The sequence below is a fragment of the Bombella pollinis genome (assembly GCF_026385485.1).
Classification (GTDB): Bacteria; Pseudomonadota; Alphaproteobacteria; order Acetobacterales; family Acetobacteraceae; genus Bombella; species Bombella pollinis.
In genome coordinates, this window is record NZ_JANIDX010000005.1 from 128,163 (window position 1) to 144,894 (window position 16,732).

The following is a 16,732-nucleotide window of genomic DNA, read 5'->3' on the forward strand; positions in this document are numbered from 1 at the left end:
AAAGGAGGCCCTTATGAGCCATCCCCCACGCCCAACGGCCCCCGGCACAGATGCCCTAAGCCAGCTCGGCCGCCAAACCATCCAACCGGAGTCGCCCAATAAAGCGGAGCTAGAGCGCGTCCCCGCCCCTCATAAGGGACGGCGTTATGTTGTCCGTTTTACCGCACCAGAGTTCACCTCCCTCTGCCCGGTGACAGGCCAGCCAGATTTTGCCCATATCGTCATTGACTATATCCCACGCGATTGGATTGTAGAGAGCAAATCCCTCAAGCTCTATCTTACCAGCTTCCGCAATCATGGAGCCTTTCATGAGGATTGCTCCGTTACAATCGCCACACGCCTTGTAGAATTGCTAGACCCAGAATGGCTCCGCATCGGGGCTTATTGGTACCCGCGCGGGGGTATGCCGATTGATGTTTTCTGGCAAACAGGCCCTGCCCCTACAGAGGTTTGGATTCCCCCTCAAGATGTGCCCGGTTATCGGGGGCGTGGCTAAGCCGCTCTCCCCTTAAAAACCGAGTGTAACATCACCGCCAATCAAAATACGATTCTGATGCCGGAAATCCGCAAAGGGCCGCGTGTTGTTTAAAGAGCGGTCAAAGCGGATTTCTGGCCGAATTTGCAGCAATTTTACATGATGGCCAAGCTGCGGCCGCCACACCGCATTGAGGGAAAAATCCCCATAAGTGGTCGCTGGTGCGCTATAAGTCCGCGCCGGTAAACCCAATAGGGCGCGCCCATAAGAGCCATCCTCTGGATATTGCACGATGAATTGCCCTGTCGAATCCCGATAGACTTCCGCGCGCGCGTTAAAGGTTAGGCTAGAAGTCGCCGCATAAGCCCCCCAGAGGACGCCGCTCCATGTATTGGCCTCCAACCCTTCATCATGGACCTGTGTGGCCTCGGCTGTGAGGCTCCATTTAGGGGTAATCTGCCATGTCGCATTCAGGTCATTCCAGTAACGTTGCGCTTCATGCGCACGATGAGTCCCCAACTGACGGCGCGCATCCTCCGGCCCGACACGCAGCAGATAGGTTACCGATACCGCTCCCCCGGCAAGCTGGCTGGCATTAAACCCCACATAGCCAGCAGGACGCCCATTATTATTCCCACGGCCAAAGGATTTTTGATTCCCCGCATCTACACCAAACAACACCGCATAATGTGAGTTAAGATGCCATTGCCCATAAAACCCAACATGCTCAAACGGGTTAGAATATTGCGCGGTATAGGTCATCGTATAAAACGCACGCCCTGCCGGGTTTAGCACCTCTACCCCCATAGGGGAGGCGAGAATACCCGCCTGGACATCCAGCCCTTCCTTCGTCAACCACGGCATATGCAGAGCAATATTGGCTTGAATGGGCGTGATTTGATAGCGATCATGCTTCAACCAACGATCAGAAATCCCCGTGATGACATAAGCCCGCGCATCCGAGCCATAGAGCATCTGAATATTCGCCCCTAACCCGTAGCCTCCGCCAATAGGATCAACCGGTTTGGTGATGGTCAACGCCACCTGATTCAGCAACCCTGTATCGCTATGTGATTGCAAAAGCTGACCAAAGTTCATCCCGTTATGAGGGTGCCCACTATTAGCCATAGCCCCCGCCTCTAGCTGAAGGCCGACATCAATATCGGAGAACCAAGTCTTCGTCTCCGTTTTCGCTGCAACAGGCTGCCCCGTAGCTGAAGCAGACACAATAGGAGCCGAGGAGAGCGTCCCTCCCTGCTCTGGGGGAGCAGCAAAAGCAGCCTGCCCCTCATAACCAGCCGTACCACATAGCCCCATCACCAGAAGATACCGCCAGTTCCACATGAAACGTCTCGCTTATTGTTTCGCTTGCGTAAGCATATCCTTTTCCGCAAAAACAAAACAACCGCAAAATAGGCCGTTAAAAGGCAATGGCCGTCTCAAGATCGATCAACATCGCATCTTTATAGCGTTTAATGGCCCCGGGGTTCCAAAGATATTGCAAGCCGGGGCGCAAAAGCAGCCAACGAGCAGGCCGATAGCCGTAATTCAGCTCAATCGCTTCCTCAGAGTGAGGCGCGTACAGTCCCGCCCCACGGCCAGAGCGTTGGAGATGTTGAATCCAATGCGTCACTTTAGGATTCGCCCACAGGACCTTCATCCCCAGGCTGATTGTATCATCTGGGCGGCTTGCGAATGTCCCCTTCCGCGTAATACCGGCCGTCATATAATAGGGCGCAATAGCCGTGCGCGGGTCCCCCCAAGTAAAGGAGCCAAAAAACGCCGTCCCACGATGCGGGTCCGCCTCATCGCGCTGTAACATCCGGTCAAATTGAAACCACCCACCAAAACGACCACGCACCTTAGTAAGCGGGGCTCCCTCCGCAGCTGAAGGGGGAATCCCGTAAGTGCCCATCTGACCGTATACATTCTTCACCTCAGAAGTATCCCAATAACCGCCCACCTTCACATTGGTTTGCAGCGGGCCGCTATAATCATCCTCTCCCCCTTGGTGCCAGCCTAACTGAAAGGGCAGAAACGTCCCTGTCGCCCCGTGTAGATTCATCTTCCAACCATTACGCACGCCAGAGATGGTTGGGTCCACGCTATACACCCCAAATTGCACCAGATAATGATCATTCCCCGCAGGGAAAAACTTTACCCATGCCCCCGGATGCGCCGTAGGGTAAAACCCATAACCTGAGTTCATCGCGATGGATTGGGGCATCCCGCAAATGCCGTTATTTTGAAATTGGCAATATAAGTTCGCCCCCCAATAGGTGGAGGATTGCTCGAAGTCATTCTCGGTATTAATTTCACCAATTTCAGTCTGGACGTAGTGATTCCAGTGCATTTCCCAGCTTAACCGCCCTAAGCGCATAGTCTCACCTGCGCCATAAATCTCCATCGGGCTGTTAATCACAGGCAAGGTATTCCCCAACCCTGCCCCCTGCCGCGCAAGAGTCAGGAAATGCAACACACCGGCATTAAACTCTAACCCCGCTAACTTCTTTAGGTCAAAATCAATCGATAGAGCTTCCTCATCGGCGTAACGTGCTGCGCGGGACTTCCCACCAAACGGATTGCCCGCAGAATCAGAAAAATACCGCCCGCTAACGCTCACACCATGGTCAGACAACCATGTACGCGCACCCCACGGATCCCCAAAAAAACCATCCTGATTGATAAAGTCGTGCCAACTATTGGGTAGTAGCCCTTTTTGTCGCGCCGTTGGTGCTGGCTCCTCCACTGCCCCGCGTGAAAATGCATCACCGGGAATAGGTAATGGCATAGAGCCAAAAGCTTTTTCTTCATCCTGCGTTACATGCTCATGAGGGCTAGGCTTCAATAATACCGCCCGCACCTCCGCCTCAGCCGCTGCCGTGTTTGTGGCTATATCCGCCCCGTTATGAGGTGAATCATCCGGGGCTGTGGTGTGCGCTAAAGCCCCATGGCAGCTCAGCAGCACACAAATGGCCCCCGCCATTGCTGCATTAGCTTTTTGCCATATTCCACACATACACACGCCTTTATAGCCATTACGCGGATAAAACCGGGGCCTTCATAAAAAGAAGACCCCCACATACAACCCCTCTATGCCAGCAAACCCTAAAACGCAGCAGCATGAAGGAAGGATACACTTCGTCCCCCTTTATATAAATTTTATCGTTCAATTCCAGTGGTGAAATCTATTTATAAAGTAAGATACCGTCATAATCGGCGCATCCACCCTCTCCTTAAAGCCAATGAGCGCGCTCTAACCGGCGCAAAACAGGTAGCAACATCACTAATACGCAACATAGCCCCACGCAGCCTAAAAAGAGGGTTCTAAACAACGCGCCATAACCGGCCATACCGCCGCTGCCATCAGCGGGTAAACTTGCTAAATCTGCTACAAGACTACCAAGATACATCCCCACCCCCCAGAGGAGGAACAGCCCGCCCATTAATAGCGCGCTCACCCGCGCCGGGGCATAACGTGCAACAATGGCAAGGCCTAGGCCAATCGTCAGCAACTCCCCAAGGGACATCGTGCCATAACCCGCCACCATAACCCATGGTGAAACAGGCCCTGTGCTCTGTGATGTCGCCACCCACCAAATAAGAAACGCCACCCCCACTAAAACATAACCACAGATAATCTTTACCGCTGGGGACGCGTCACGCCCTTTCATCGCACTCCGCCGGTAGAGCCACGCCAAAAACGGGCTAAAAAGCATAACGAAAATCGGGTTGAGGGCCTGAAACTGCCCCGCAGACATCGTAAAGAGCCGGTATGGCCCTAGCTGATACACACCAGAGACATCCCGCATCGCAAAAAGCGTTAGCGAAGTTTGCATTTGCTGATAAAAAATCTGGTAGGCCATCGTCTGAGTGGACAAGATATAAGTCAGCAACAAACCCGGCCGCTCTGTCTGCTCTGCTCGGAGATATAGCCACACCCATAAAAGGACCAAACCAAACCCAGCGATGATGATGCATAAGCGCACTAATGCCGCACTATGCAACACCCATGTGCAAAACCCCCACACCACAATAAGCGCAAGCAACACGCCTGCACTCACCATCCCTTTGGATAACGGGCTTACCAACCGTTCCACCAACGGCATGGAGGGCGGCTCCCCCACAGACTGAGAGGTCACAGATTCTGCACTACGTTGGGCGAGGAAGCGGCGCATATACCCGCCCTCTAAGGCGTAATAGCCCAGCCCAATCAACAACCCTACAACGCAAGCAAGAAACGCCACCGCCGCCCCGTAACGCTGCTGAAGCCACGGTGTCAGCAACATTGAAACGGTCGAGCCGACATTAATGGCCATATAATAAAGCGTAAAAGCAGCATCCAAGGCCGTGCCATCCCCCGCATAAATCCGCCGGACCAACGTCCCGGCATTGGGCTTAAACAAACCATTGGAGAGGGCAATTAATGTAAGGGCAGGCAAAAATACCATCTGATGCCCTAAGGAGAGGGCCAACAAACCATAGCCTATTGTTAAGCCAAAAGCCCCTAAAAGCATGGTCCGCCGTGTGCCTAAGCACTGGTCCCCCAGCAGCCCTCCCAAAACGGGAAGACTATACATAAGGAAGCCTAACCCCCCTTGCATGAGATTGACGTCATGATCACGCATATGAAGTTGCGCGACCATAAAGATCGTCAATACGGCCTGCATACCGTAATAGCCAAACCGCTCCCATAGCTCTATAGCCATGACAACAGCAAAAGCCCGCCGCCGCGCGGAGAGGAATGTCACATCTAAGCGCGGAAGGTCAGACATAAGGCCATGTTACTCCATTACGAGGGAGAAACTACTATTCATCCCTTTACGCAAAAATCAACCACCAGCGAGGTGAAACCCATCCACCAGCGCAACCCCTGCCAGACCTAGCAGGCACAGCCCCACCACAAAAACCACCGCAACCAAAAGGCCAAGCAGGTTCGATTGCCGAACACGTTGCCAAAAAGACATGCCCCACAACATGGCCACTTATCCTTTATTTGCTTCCATCTCGGCTTCTTGCGCCTCTTTCTCCTCAGCTTCCCGCCGTATAAGGGCTTCAAGCTGTGGGGAGATTGTCCCAAGAACAATGCGTAAGCTCACCAGCAAATTACCAGCCGGATGGGTCTTAGTCTCAGCGATGCCACGCCCGCTTAACCTAAGGATTGTCCCGCTATCGGAATGTGGCTTTACCTTCAACGCCACGGTCCCGGCAGGGGTCCGCACATGAATCTTCCCCCCCAATATAGCGGTTGCTAAGTCAATATCCTGCACAACGCGGAGGTCCCGCCCCTCACGTTTATAATAGGGGTCCTCTGCGACATGGACCTTTAACAACACATCCCCCGCAGGGCCGGGGCGGCCATCCATACCGGGTTGCCCCGGCTCACCTTTGCCTTTTAAACGCAGAGTCTTACCGTCCTCAATCCCGGCGGGGATGCCAACTGAGACCTCACGCCCTCCGCCAAGACTTACCTCCCGGCGCGTCCCTAAGGCACATTCCTCCATACTAATCCGCAACTCGCCATGGAGGTCCTCACCACGGCGCGACCGTGCAGAGCGGAAGCCACCCCCACCAAAACCGCCTCCACCAAAGGCACCGCCAAAAATATCGCCTAAATCTTCCGCGGTGAAACTCCCCCCTTGGAAGCCCCCACCAAAACCACCAAAGCCACCACCTGCCCCACCAAAACCACCCCCAAAAGGACCACGCGGCTGGCCGTCTGCATCAATCTCGCCACGGTCAAACTGTCCGCGCTTTTCCTCATCCCCTAGGACTTCGTAAGCTTTACCAATTTCCTTAAACCGTTCTTCCGCCTTAATATCACCGGGGTTACGGTCAGGGTGATATTGCTTAACTAAACGGCGATACGCACTCCGAATCTCTTTATCGGTGGCTGTATTGCTTACGCCAAGAACCTTGTAAGGGTCGGTTGCCATTATTGCCCTGTCGCCTCCAGATTCGTATCATCCAACAAATCAATCAACACCGCCAAAACGCGGTCCCGCCCATAACCTGCCGTCTCGGCCTCTTTAATGAGGCATTGCAAACGAGGACGCAAAAAATCAGCTGCTGATTCTGTCGATGCTTCAACCATATAAACCTCTCTCTTTTAAAAGAAGTGGGGTGTTTGTCAGATAAGGTCAATAGAGGATACAAACATTACCTATGCGTTTCCTTCCCCCATTATGGCTTGCTTTATGACCACCCCACCCCGCCGCCTCATTATTACAGGGAGCGACCACCGCTATTTCCCGCTCCTCCAAGAGCTTGTGGCCTCCTTACGGCGTTTCCCTCATCTCGCAACGATAGAGATTGCCTGCATTGACGGCGGGCTAAAGCGAACGCAAATCCATTGGCTTAAACAACAGCATATCCTCCACCGCGCCCCGCGTCACTTTCCTCATGTCTCCCCGCGCGCCCTCCGCAAACGGCCTCATCTCGCCATTGAACTCTCTAAAATGGCACTTGACCAGCTTTTCCCTGATTATGACACGCTATTATGGCTAGATGCCGATAGTTGGGTGCAGGATTGCTCCGCTATTGACCTCCTCCTCCGCGCTGCAGAGCAAAAGGGGCAACCCCTCGCCATCATCCCGGAGCTTTTCCTCCATAAGCCGTTATTTCGGCTCCGCTGGCTTGCTTTTTCACTCACGCAGCTGCGCTCCATTCTTTATAAAAATGCCCGTATAGCGCGCCTGCCCCGCCATTTATGCCGCGCCATTGGGGTACGCCCCACCCTCAATGGCGGGGTCTTTGCCCTCTCCCGCACTGCACCGCACTGGCCGCGCTTACGCTATTGGCAAGAACGTGTCTTACGCTATGGGAAGATATTTAGCTCCAGCCAACTCGCTTTTGCCTTAACCAGCTATCATGATAACTACCCCATCGCCTTTATGCCTACAGGGTGTAACTATCTCGGGCCATGGATGCTTCACCCGCAAACAAGTCAGCTCTGCGAGGTTACCTTCCCTCATAACCCGGTGGGGATTGTTCATCTCGCAGGATATGATGCCATGCGGCTAGACCCCAAGGTAACATTGACCATCCCAGACCTAAACGGCACCTCTCACGCCCTCAATCTACGCTTCCCCTTCATACAGATTCAGCAAGAGCAAAGCGGGAATCTTAACGCGTAAAGGCCCGTAGGAACATATTCTGCCCATTATGCTCCTCCACCTTCAAAGTGGTACCTGCAAGTTCACGCCCCTGCCAACCGGCCCCGAAAGCTACATAGAGCGAGATAGCATCATCCATGCGCTTCCCCGTTGCCGCTACAGCGGCTGTCCGGCGGGATAAAAAAGCTTGTTGAGAGTTAAGAACATCCAAATAACCTGTCAGCCCCGCCCCATAAAGCTTACGCGCGCGTGATAACGCTAATGCAGCTTGCGTGGCGGATTCGCGCTCTTGGCGGACAAGCTCATTATCCTGCTCCCAATCGTCCAAACTATCTTCCACCTCGCGGAAAGCATTTAAGACAGTCTGCCGATATTGTAAGCGGCTTGCCTCAGCCTCGCTCCGCGCTTGGGCGATTTGCGCGCTATATTTCCCCCCATGCAGGACGGGTAAAGAAGCCATCATCATGACATTCCAGCTCATCCCACCAATCTGAAAGGCCTGATAGGCCGCAGAGGCATTGGGGTTAAACGTCAGCGGAATGCTGAAGTTAGGATACAGATTAGAAATTGTAATCCCAATACGGGACACACTGGCAGCATAACGCCGCTCTGCGGAGCGAATATCAGGCCGATTGGTCAGCACGGTGGACGGCAACATCGCCGGGAAAGGCGGCAATGTCGGGATAGGCTGCCGTTCCTCTAGGTCTGGCTGCTCTTTACCGGGCATTTCCCCCATCAGCACATTAATAGAATGAATCAACTGCTCCTGCCGCGCATGGAGGGGGGGGAGACGCGCTAATTCGGCATGTTCTTCTGTTCGGGATTGCGCAATAGCCAGCGAATTGCTCACCCCATTCGCATAAAGACGCTCCACCATATGCGTACTATCACGCGCCGTGCGGATGGATTGCTCTGTCACGGTGATTTGCGTCTGAACGGTGCGTAGCTCGATATAATCTGTCACAAGCTGGCTAAGGAGAGAGAGCAAAAGGCCGCGGCGTTCCTCGATGCTGACTTCAACTAATCTTTTACGCTCTTGCACCTGCCGAGCGATATGGCCAAAAATATCAATCTCCCAACTCGCACGCGCGCCATAGGTCAGAACAGAGGCATTAGGGTGGTTGTTAGGGTTACCCGGACGTAATGGCCAGTTATCAACATTAATAGAGTAGCGATTATCACCCCCACCCGCATTAGCATCAAGCTGTGGATACCAATTCGCCTGCGCTTGGCGGCGAATGGATTGCTCCGCCAAAATATGTTGAGTGGCAATTTGGAGGTCATAATTGCCTTTAAGTGTTTCTTCCACCAAGCGATTTAACACCGGGTCCCGGAACTGTGCCCACCAATCCCGCAAATTTGCCTCTGTCTCGGCGATTTCCTCTTTTGTGGCAGGGTGAGGCTGGCTAGAGAAATGGTCCGGTACCTTCATTTTCTCCGGTTTATATTCCGGCCCTACCATGCAAGAGGTCAGAAAAAGACAGCTACTTACAAGGAGGGGGAGAAAACGCGGTTTCATCTCAAAGGTGATCCTGCAACCATGTTGTAAGTAAGCCCCGTCCACCGGCCTTCTCTTTCCCCACCGCAACGGTGGCCGTCATACCAGCCGAGAGAATAACCTCGGGGGGAACTTCATCAAGTTCAATACGCACAGGGATGCGCTGAGCAAGTCGCACCCATGTAAAGATTGGGTTCACATCCGGTAGGCCAAGCTTATCAGACACGCCATTTGTATCGTTAATACCACGACCAATACTCACAACATGCCCCTTGAGGATATGGCGGTACCCCATAAGCTTAATCCGCGCGACATCCCCTACATGCACGCCGTGCATCTTTGTTTCTTCAAAATAGCCGTAAACCCAATAGCTATGAGCATCAATCACGGCCATACGCGGCTGACCCGCAGTGACATAATCCCCGACCCGTAAATTAAGATTCGTCACATAGCCATCAACAGCTGCATAAACAGTGGAACGTTGGAGATTCAGCAAAGCGGTATCGAGAGCGGATTGCGCCTCCTCTACGCGGGCACGGCGCACTTCCATCTCGGAGTTAAAGACGTCCTGCTCCTCTCGCGAGACCACGCCACCGAGTCCCATACGACGATGAGCGTTCATCATGCTCAATTTATAATCTTCTGTAAGGCCAGCAAGACGAGAGCGTGCTTCGTCAATTCTTAGCCGAAACCGTAATGGGTCGATGGTAAAAAGCGGATCACCACGATGGACGAACTGATTATCCACAACGGGGACAGACACAACCGTGCCTGAAACCTCTGGCGTAGCTGTAACAACATACACACGCACACGCCCATCGCGCGTCCACGGGTCAAGGACGTAAAGGTCCCATACCACATAACCAAGCCCAACAGCCGCCGCGATGACAATCAAGGTCAAAATTGGGCGTATAAGACGCCGAAACCAGTTCATACTCCCCTCTCCACTTCACACATAAAGAACAAGCAGACAGAGAACACAGACATAAAGCCCGATCTCAAATAGAGCGACATGCCAGAACCAGCCTAACGCTCCCAAACGCCACAATATATACCGTAGCACTAATGTGACAAACACAGCAGCGACAGCATAGACAGAAATGGGGGAGACAAACACACCGCACAAGCTTACTTCCGAAAGCATCATATCCCCTTACCTCCCCTCATAAGGGCCTTATTGGGTGATATTATGGGTGCTGTACTCACGTTACTCCCCACTAGGCCATTCTCTTTAAAGAGAGTTAGCCTTCTGCATAGAGGTGCGGCCTTAATTAAAAAGCCGCTTCTTTCCTCTCATAAAAATGAAAGACCCGTAAAATCACTTTTTCCGGCGCGTGAACATGGAGCGTGCAAACCGCCACGCTTGCCCCCCTACAAACCGACCTACCGGCCCGCCCGCTACACCTAGCAGAGCTGTAAGAGCAAATGTTTGTTTAAGCTCATTCCATTTCTCCTCCCGCTCCTTGCGCGCCCGTGCTTCTGCAAGGCCCGGGCGACCAGCACGCAGCCCCAACAACAAGAAGATAAAGAAGAAGACAAGGTCCACACCCAAGACACATACAGCAGATAGCAACGCACTAAGATGGCAAAGCTGCGAAAACAAAGCCCATAAAACAGCGTGAAAGGTAATCGCTGCAAAAGTGAGAAACACAATCGCGACAATAAGGAACCCAACCCGTAAGCCGTGCCGCTTTGCACATTCTTGAAAAATCTTGCTTTGAGCAGAAAAAATCGCCTGCCCAATTTCCAGTAAATCGCTCATAATGTGACTGCTGCCCCCTCTTTTAATCCAAACACGCCATAACCGGATAACCGAGATGAGTCTATCCACGGCCCGCATAGGGTAGAGCACGATTATAGCACCGCATTGGGGAAAAGAACAATCTCCCCCATAAGGCGCGATGTCGCGTCATAAATAGCGTTTAATTCTAAGGCAGGAAGAAGGCAAAAAAATGACAGTAGTAATTTTAACCTTTTGCTTTTAATCATATTGCAAGACTTTTTCGTTAAAAAGCCTTACGGCCGTCCCATCGAGCCTAAGCTCAGCTGTAACATTTTGTTCTTCGATATATGGTCTTCACAATCATCATGCGTGTCATGTTCTCTTCTCAATTATGGTGCTTCTTTGCATCTTTTCTAAAACCCATGCCGTTATGGCGGCGCACGACCACCATTGCTTATATCTTCACTATAGCTCTATTCTCCCCCTCCTCTTGGGCTGCTTCCTCTTTACCAAGCGCAGCACCGTCTTATTGGGCTATACCAGAGCAAAGCCTTACAGCCATGATTACGCAGAAAACTGAGCAGACCCTTCCTTACTTCCTAGAACGTGACAGCTATGCCCTAGATGATATTAAAAAGCTCACACTCTCCTATCCCCAAAGAATGCAGGCTATCCTCCTTGATAGTACAACATCGGCCATCATTTGCGCACGCGGTTGGGCACAGCCACTCCAAGCGACAGGAGAGTGTGGGCAGCCTGCTGGGTATTTCCGCGATGTTATTTTCTGGGACCCTTCACGCTTAACTACCCCACCCCATTGGGCTGACCTTTGGGATGTGGCGCGCTATCCTGGTCAACGCATCTTCTTCCAAGGGCCGCGTCCACTTTTAGAGATTGCCCTACTCGCTGATAGCGTACCTCCCTCCCACCTCTACCAAGTTCTTGCCACCCCTCAAGGGGCAGACCGCGCCTTCCATAAACTAGACCAGCTACGCCCTTACATCATATGGTGGCGTTCAACCTCGCAAGCTCATCATATCCTTGCCCAACATTCTGTCCTTATGGGCGTGGCCCCTTGTACAATCGTCCTCTCCAGCCAATCTCAACATGGGACCGCACCCCCTTATCGTGTCCAGATGAAAACAATCCTCTATAGCCCTGCTATGTGGGATATTCCCATCACTTTACCTTACCAAAAAAGCAATGAAACAAAGCAGAAACTCCTCACCGACCCCCCTCGTACAGCCGAGCTTCCTGCCTCCTTACCGCCCGAATCACTTGAAATTAGTGATAGTTTCTGGGCATCACATGCACTCTTCTTAGGTGAGCGTTTTAATAGATGGCTCGCCCATTCTCCTCCCATCCCCTAACCTACATAGTATTGCTCATGACTAACCATCCCCCTTTCTGGAAAACAACGTCCCTTATGGATATGACACCAGAACAATGGGAATCCCTCTGTGATGGCTGTGGTCGTTGCTGCCTCAATAAACTACGCGATGATGATACTGATGAGATTATCTGGACCGATGTCTCATGCCGCTTACTCGATACAACCACATGCCGTTGCACAGATTATCACCGCCGGCATAAGCGCGTTCCTGACTGTATCTCCCTCACCCCCGCTTTATTGGATGAGATAGATTGGCTCCCCCCAAGCTGCGCCTATCGCCTCCTCCATGATGGATATGATCTGCCAGACTGGCATCCCCTCCGCAGCGGGACGAGCGAGACGGTCATCAAAGCGGGAGCCTCCGCAAGTGGTCGCTGCCTGAATGAGAAACAGGCCGGATTATTAGAAGACTATATCGCCGACTGGCCCGGTGCGTGGCCCGAACATGCTCCACCCTGCCTAGCACGCCATAACCGCCATACACGCTCATAATCCATGTTATTGCCGCCACTCCTTTGGCGTCATTCTGCGCGGGCGCGCCGCATTATTTTGCGCTTAGACCTCCGCAAACGTGCCATCGTCATCACCTTACCCCCCGGTGTGAATCGCCAACAGGGGATGCAATTTCTCCAAAGCCAATCACAATGGCTTGCCCAAGCGATGGAGAGCCTCCCCCGCACTGCCATAGAGCAAGGATATATCTGGCTAGAAGGCAGCATCACCCCTCTCCTCCCCACCATTACGATGGATGGCCGTACACGCCTAACAGAGCAGGGCCTCCATATTGGCCATCCATCTGATGAACATCCTCGTTATGTACGCTCTTTTCTTAAACGCCGTGCGGAGGCTCTTTTCCCATCCCTTCTCCAACATCATAGCCAGCGGATGAAGACACGCCCAACAAAGCTCAGCTTACGCGATGTTAAAAGCCGATGGGGAAGCTGCACACAACAAGGCCGCATCATGCTTAGCTGGCGGCTTATCATGGCCCCGCCGGATATTTATAATTATGTGATTGTGCATGAATTAGCCCACCTCACCCATTTTAATCATGGGCCAGATTTCTGGGCCTTAGTGGATGCTTACACCCCGCACGGACAAATTGGACGTAAAAAAGCAGAAAAATGGCTTTTACAGAATGGTGCTAATCTTTTAGCTATGATATAGGGGACCATCCAGAGCGCGCTTGGCGGAATGGTAGACGCACGAGACTTAAAATCTCGAGTTCGCTTAGAACGTGCGGGTTCAAGTCCCGCAGCGCGCACCAGGGGGCTGTATAGCCCCCTTAGCGCCCTCCCCGTTATCAGGCCTACGGCTAGAGAAAGTGTGAGGATTAGGATTTACCATGGTGCTTGCACGCATCCGTCGCTTGTTCGGCCGTGTTACTGTTTCCGAAGCACATAGCGACTATTCTCCTGAGTTAGTCCGCATATATCGTAAAGCATGCAAAGGCCATGTGTTAGAGCAAGTCCTCCTCGGCAAAGCCTTGCTCAATAGCCGGTATGTTGCGCGCGATGAAGGACGAGCCCGTGAATGGTTTATGGTTGCAGCTTCGGCCAATTATGGCCCTGCCCATAATATGCTTGGCCGTTGCTCTCAATTTGGGTGGGGCTGCCCCTTAGACCTCACCGAAGCCGTACGCCATTACGAGAGAGCTGCCCAAACTGGGGATTTATGGGGGATTTATAATCTCGGCATTTGCCATATGCGCGGCTTAGGGGTGGAGGCAGACCGCAAAGCCGCCTTCATCTTCTTCCGCCGTGCAGCTCTGCGCGGTCATGCTAAATCTATGAACCTCCTTGCCCGCTTTATTGAGGAAGGATGGGAGACACCGCCAAACCCCGCCGCCGCGCTAGATTGGTATCGCCTCTCTGCCGAAGGGGGCGATTATCGTGGCCAACATAATTACGCCACAGCCCTCCTCAGCATGGGCCAGCCAGAAGCGGCATTACATTATTGGCGACTAGCGGTAAAAGACGCCACGCCTGACATTCTCCAAGCCATGCACCGAGATTTAAGCGAGCCTGACGCGCCTCAAGACCCAGAACTCATGGCGACCCTGCAACGCAGGCTAAAAGAGGCTCTAGCCAAAAAGAGCTAGAGCCTCAAATAGATTAAAGGGCGACCGGATGGACCCAACCGAATGGGTCAGCCTCCTCACCACGTTGCAAGCCGCAGAGAGCGTTGCGCAACTTCATCGTAACAGGCCCAGCCGTCTTGCCATCCCCAAAGGCAACAGACCCCGCCTTACGGCGGAACTCTCCAATCGGGGAGATAACGGCAGCCGTGCCACATGCAAAGGCTTCGGTAATGTCCCCTGTGGCCGCAGCCTTAAAGACATCCTCAATCGCCAAAGGCTCCTCCACCATCGTAAGGCCCATATGACGGCCCAGCTTGAGGATACTATCGCGTGTAATCCCGCGCAGAATCGTGCCCCCTAATGGCGGGGTCACCACGCTGCCATCTTTCCGCACGAACATAACATTCATGCCGCCCATTTCATCAATAAAGCGGCGTTCCTTCGCATCAAGGAACAGCACTTGGCTACAGCCATTATCGCTTGCCTCTTGCTGAGGGAGCAAGCTAGAGGCGTAATTACCACCACATTTTGCCTCTCCCGTACCCCCTATAGCGGCGCGTGTATAATGCTCCGATACCCAAACAGGGATGCTGCCATTCCCGCTAAAATAGCCCCCCACTGGGCTTGCCAGCACGATGAAGAGATATTCATTAGCCCGCTTTACGCCAAGGAAAACCTCATTAGAAATCATAAAGGGGCGGAGATAGAGGCTCTTTTCTGCCTCCGCGGGAACCCAATCCCGATCCACTTTCAACAAAGCCTTAATAGCCCCGAGGAAAAGCTCCTCAGGCAATTCCGCCATAGAAAGACGGCGTGCCGAGGCTACAAAACGTGCTGCATTGGCCTCCGGGCGGAATAAGCTTACCGCACCATCTTTACCACGATAGGCTTTTAGCCCCTCAAAAATCTCTTGCCCATAATGCAGCACGGTAGAGGCCGGGTCGATTTGCAGCGGCTGACGGGGAATAATTTTGGCATCATACCACCCTTGCCCGTCTTTATAGCGAATAACCGCCATATGGTCGGTAAATACACGCCCGAACTTGGGGTCGGCCATTAAAGCGGCCCGTTGCTCAGCTGATGTCGGTCTTGTTGTTTGCTCAACCGTAAACTCTACCATGGAACCTCTCCTAATCTTCCCAGCGCGACTCAAAACCAACGTTTAAAGTAGGATATAAGACATACTATGTCTTTTAAAGATATTTTCTTGAAACTTTATATCTCAAAACAGCCTGACGAAAAAAGCCTCATTATAAAAAAACCCCCACCTGCAAGAGGTGAGGGTTTCTTCTCTGGCCCAAGCCAGCCTCCACGTAAGAAGGAAATTAACGCTTGGAGAACTGGAAGGAACGGCGAGCCTTGGCCTTACCGTATTTCTTACGCTCGACAACACGGCTATCGCGCGTCAGGAAGCCAGCCATCTTCAGCACGCCACGCAACTCTGGCTCATAATGAGTCAAAGCACGGGAAATACCATGACGAACAGCCCCAGCCTGCCCAGACAGACCACCACCGCTCACAGTGCAATAAACATCAAACTGATTATCACGATCCGTCAGCAAGAAAGGCTGATTGATGAGCATGCGCAGCACGGGGCGGGCAAAATATGTTGCCACCGGGCGACCATTAACAACAATCTCACCCTTACCAGGCTTAATCCATACGCGGGCAACGGCATCCTTACGGCGGCCTGTCGCGTAAGACCGGCCTTGCTTATCGCGCTTAACTTCATAAACGGGGGCTGCATTAGCAACAGCAGGGGCCGCATTGGCGAGGTCCTGCAATGTGCCGGTACGCTCTTGAGTTTCTGACATAGTGACAGGCCTTACGACTGACGTTTCAGGATATTCTTACGATTCAGGGATGCAACATCCAGCACCTCTGGCTTCTGCCCATCATGCGGATGCTCTGTACCCGCATAAACATAGAGATGCTTCATCTGTGCGCGCTGAAGCGGGCCACGAGAAATCATCCGTTCGACAGCTTTCTCTACGACTTGACCGGGGTTTTTCCCTTCAAGACGCTGAGTGATGCTGCGCTCTTTAATCCCACCGGGATGACCGGTATGATAGTGAAAGAGCTTCTGGCCGACCTTGTTGCCTGTCAGAGCAATCTTCTCTGCATTAATAACGACAACCGCATCCCCGCAATCAACATGCGGTGTGTATTGCGGCTTATGCTTACCACGCAGGCGGTTAGCAATGATGGTGGCGAGACGACCCAAGACCAGCCCTTCGGCATCGATCAGGATCCATTTTCTCGTCACCTCCGCGGGTTTCAGCGAAAGTGTAGTCTTCATGACGTATCATTTCCTGTTTGAGGCACCACACCATAATAGTGCCAGAAAAAGGACCGCCCCAGCACGGCTCTCCCCTATAAATGAAGGCACCAGATGCAAAGAACAGTTCTAAGATGGGTGCCTTATCGCGAGCAGCAGCGAAAAGGTCA

Annotated in this window: 19 protein-coding genes and 1 tRNA gene; 7 read left to right on the forward strand and 13 right to left on the reverse strand. The window is 52.7% G+C overall.

Going from position 1 to position 16,732, the window contains the following annotated elements; translation table 11 throughout:
• Positions 1-13: 13 nt before the first annotated feature.
• Entirely contained in the window at positions 14-496 is a 483-nt protein-coding gene (queF, locus tag NQF89_RS06320; RefSeq protein ID WP_155579633.1) for a preQ(1) synthase, read from the forward strand.
• A 12-nt stretch (positions 497-508) separates the two neighbouring features.
• On the opposite strand, the gene NQF89_RS06325 is transcribed toward queF, so the two are convergent.
• From NQF89_RS06325 to NQF89_RS06350, 6 genes are all read right to left on the reverse strand, one after another.
• Complete coding sequence (locus NQF89_RS06325; protein WP_230880647.1) at positions 509-1,819, reverse strand: outer membrane beta-barrel protein; 1,311 nt, start codon at positions 1,817-1,819, stop codon at positions 509-511.
• Between the two features lie 76 nt (positions 1,820-1,895).
• Positions 1,896-3,494: a carbohydrate porin gene (locus NQF89_RS06330; RefSeq protein WP_230873322.1), complete on the reverse strand. Its 1,599-nt coding sequence runs from the start codon at positions 3,492-3,494 to the stop codon at positions 1,896-1,898.
• 217 nt (positions 3,495-3,711) lie between these two features.
• Complete coding sequence (locus NQF89_RS06335) at positions 3,712-5,250, reverse strand: peptide MFS transporter (RefSeq protein WP_266137792.1); 1,539 nt, start codon at positions 5,248-5,250, stop codon at positions 3,712-3,714.
• A gap of 57 nt (positions 5,251-5,307) precedes the next feature.
• Positions 5,308-5,454 carry a hypothetical protein gene (locus NQF89_RS06340; RefSeq protein ID WP_155573796.1) on the reverse strand — a complete coding sequence of 49 codons (147 nt, stop codon included), beginning with the start codon at positions 5,452-5,454 and terminating at the stop codon, positions 5,308-5,310.
• A gap of 6 nt (positions 5,455-5,460) precedes the next feature.
• On the reverse strand, positions 5,461-6,411 hold the full coding sequence (locus NQF89_RS06345; protein ID WP_266137793.1) for a DnaJ C-terminal domain-containing protein: 951 nt from the start codon (positions 6,409-6,411) through the stop codon (positions 5,461-5,463).
• The gene (locus NQF89_RS06350; protein WP_196424626.1) at positions 6,411-6,569 is read right to left on the reverse strand and encodes a hypothetical protein; all 159 of its coding nucleotides are present in this window, start codon (positions 6,567-6,569) and stop codon (positions 6,411-6,413) included. Before NQF89_RS06350 ends, NQF89_RS06345 begins: the two co-directional genes overlap by 1 nt.
• 103 nt (positions 6,570-6,672) lie before the next feature.
• Here NQF89_RS06350 and NQF89_RS06355 point away from each other — a divergent pair, with 103 nt between their 5' ends.
• Positions 6,673-7,611: a glycosyltransferase family protein gene (locus tag NQF89_RS06355; protein WP_155573798.1), complete on the forward strand. Its 939-nt coding sequence runs from the start codon at positions 6,673-6,675 to the stop codon at positions 7,609-7,611.
• Here NQF89_RS06355 and NQF89_RS06360 read toward each other — a convergent pair.
• From NQF89_RS06360 to NQF89_RS06375, 4 genes are all read right to left on the reverse strand, one after another.
• The gene (locus NQF89_RS06360; protein WP_155573799.1) at positions 7,601-9,109 is read right to left on the reverse strand and encodes an efflux transporter outer membrane subunit; all 1,509 of its coding nucleotides are present in this window, start codon (positions 9,107-9,109) and stop codon (positions 7,601-7,603) included. The two genes, NQF89_RS06355 and NQF89_RS06360, sit on opposite strands and share 11 nt — an antisense overlap.
• Before the next feature lies 1 nt (position 9,110).
• On the reverse strand, positions 9,111-10,022 hold the full coding sequence (locus NQF89_RS06365) for an HlyD family efflux transporter periplasmic adaptor subunit (protein WP_155573800.1): 912 nt from the start codon (positions 10,020-10,022) through the stop codon (positions 9,111-9,113).
• Positions 10,023-10,037: 15 nt separating this feature from the next.
• Complete coding sequence (locus NQF89_RS06370) at positions 10,038-10,232, reverse strand: DUF1656 domain-containing protein (RefSeq protein ID WP_155573850.1); 195 nt, start codon at positions 10,230-10,232, stop codon at positions 10,038-10,040.
• A gap of 174 nt (positions 10,233-10,406) precedes the next feature.
• Positions 10,407-10,850 (reverse strand): hypothetical protein, encoded by a 444-nt coding sequence (locus NQF89_RS06375; protein WP_155573801.1) that lies wholly within the window; start codon positions 10,848-10,850, stop codon positions 10,407-10,409.
• Positions 10,851-11,185: 335 nt separating this feature from the next.
• Between NQF89_RS06375 and NQF89_RS06380 the strand changes: the two genes are divergently transcribed.
• From NQF89_RS06380 to NQF89_RS06400, 5 genes are all read left to right on the forward strand, one after another.
• Complete coding sequence (locus NQF89_RS06380) at positions 11,186-12,181, forward strand: extracellular solute-binding protein (RefSeq protein WP_266137794.1); 996 nt, start codon at positions 11,186-11,188, stop codon at positions 12,179-12,181.
• 17 nt (positions 12,182-12,198) lie between these two features.
• Complete coding sequence (locus NQF89_RS06385; RefSeq protein ID WP_266137795.1) at positions 12,199-12,696, forward strand: YcgN family cysteine cluster protein; 498 nt, start codon at positions 12,199-12,201, stop codon at positions 12,694-12,696.
• Positions 12,697-12,699: 3 nt separating this feature from the next.
• On the forward strand, positions 12,700-13,371 hold the full coding sequence (locus NQF89_RS06390; RefSeq protein WP_266137796.1) for a M48 family metallopeptidase: 672 nt from the start codon (positions 12,700-12,702) through the stop codon (positions 13,369-13,371).
• Between the two features lie 13 nt (positions 13,372-13,384).
• Positions 13,385-13,471, forward strand: a tRNA-Leu gene (locus NQF89_RS06395).
• Between the two features lie 78 nt (positions 13,472-13,549).
• Positions 13,550-14,305 (forward strand): tetratricopeptide repeat protein, encoded by a 756-nt coding sequence (locus NQF89_RS06400; protein WP_266137797.1) that lies wholly within the window; start codon positions 13,550-13,552, stop codon positions 14,303-14,305.
• Positions 14,306-14,318: 13 nt separating this feature from the next.
• Here NQF89_RS06400 and NQF89_RS06405 read toward each other — a convergent pair whose 3' ends face one another.
• The 3 genes from NQF89_RS06405 to rplM all read right to left on the reverse strand — a co-directional run bounded on the left by NQF89_RS06405 (position 14,319) and on the right by rplM (position 16,583).
• Positions 14,319-15,404 carry a branched-chain amino acid aminotransferase gene (locus NQF89_RS06405; RefSeq protein ID WP_266137798.1) on the reverse strand — a complete coding sequence of 362 codons (1,086 nt, stop codon included), beginning with the start codon at positions 15,402-15,404 and terminating at the stop codon, positions 14,319-14,321.
• A gap of 205 nt (positions 15,405-15,609) precedes the next feature.
• Positions 15,610-16,098 (reverse strand): 30S ribosomal protein S9, encoded by a 489-nt coding sequence (rpsI, locus tag NQF89_RS06410; protein WP_155573807.1) that lies wholly within the window; start codon positions 16,096-16,098, stop codon positions 15,610-15,612.
• Positions 16,099-16,109: 11 nt separating this feature from the next.
• Positions 16,110-16,583 carry a 50S ribosomal protein L13 gene (gene rplM / locus NQF89_RS06415; protein ID WP_155573808.1) on the reverse strand — a complete coding sequence of 158 codons (474 nt, stop codon included), beginning with the start codon at positions 16,581-16,583 and terminating at the stop codon, positions 16,110-16,112.
• Positions 16,584-16,732: the final 149 nt, after the last annotated feature.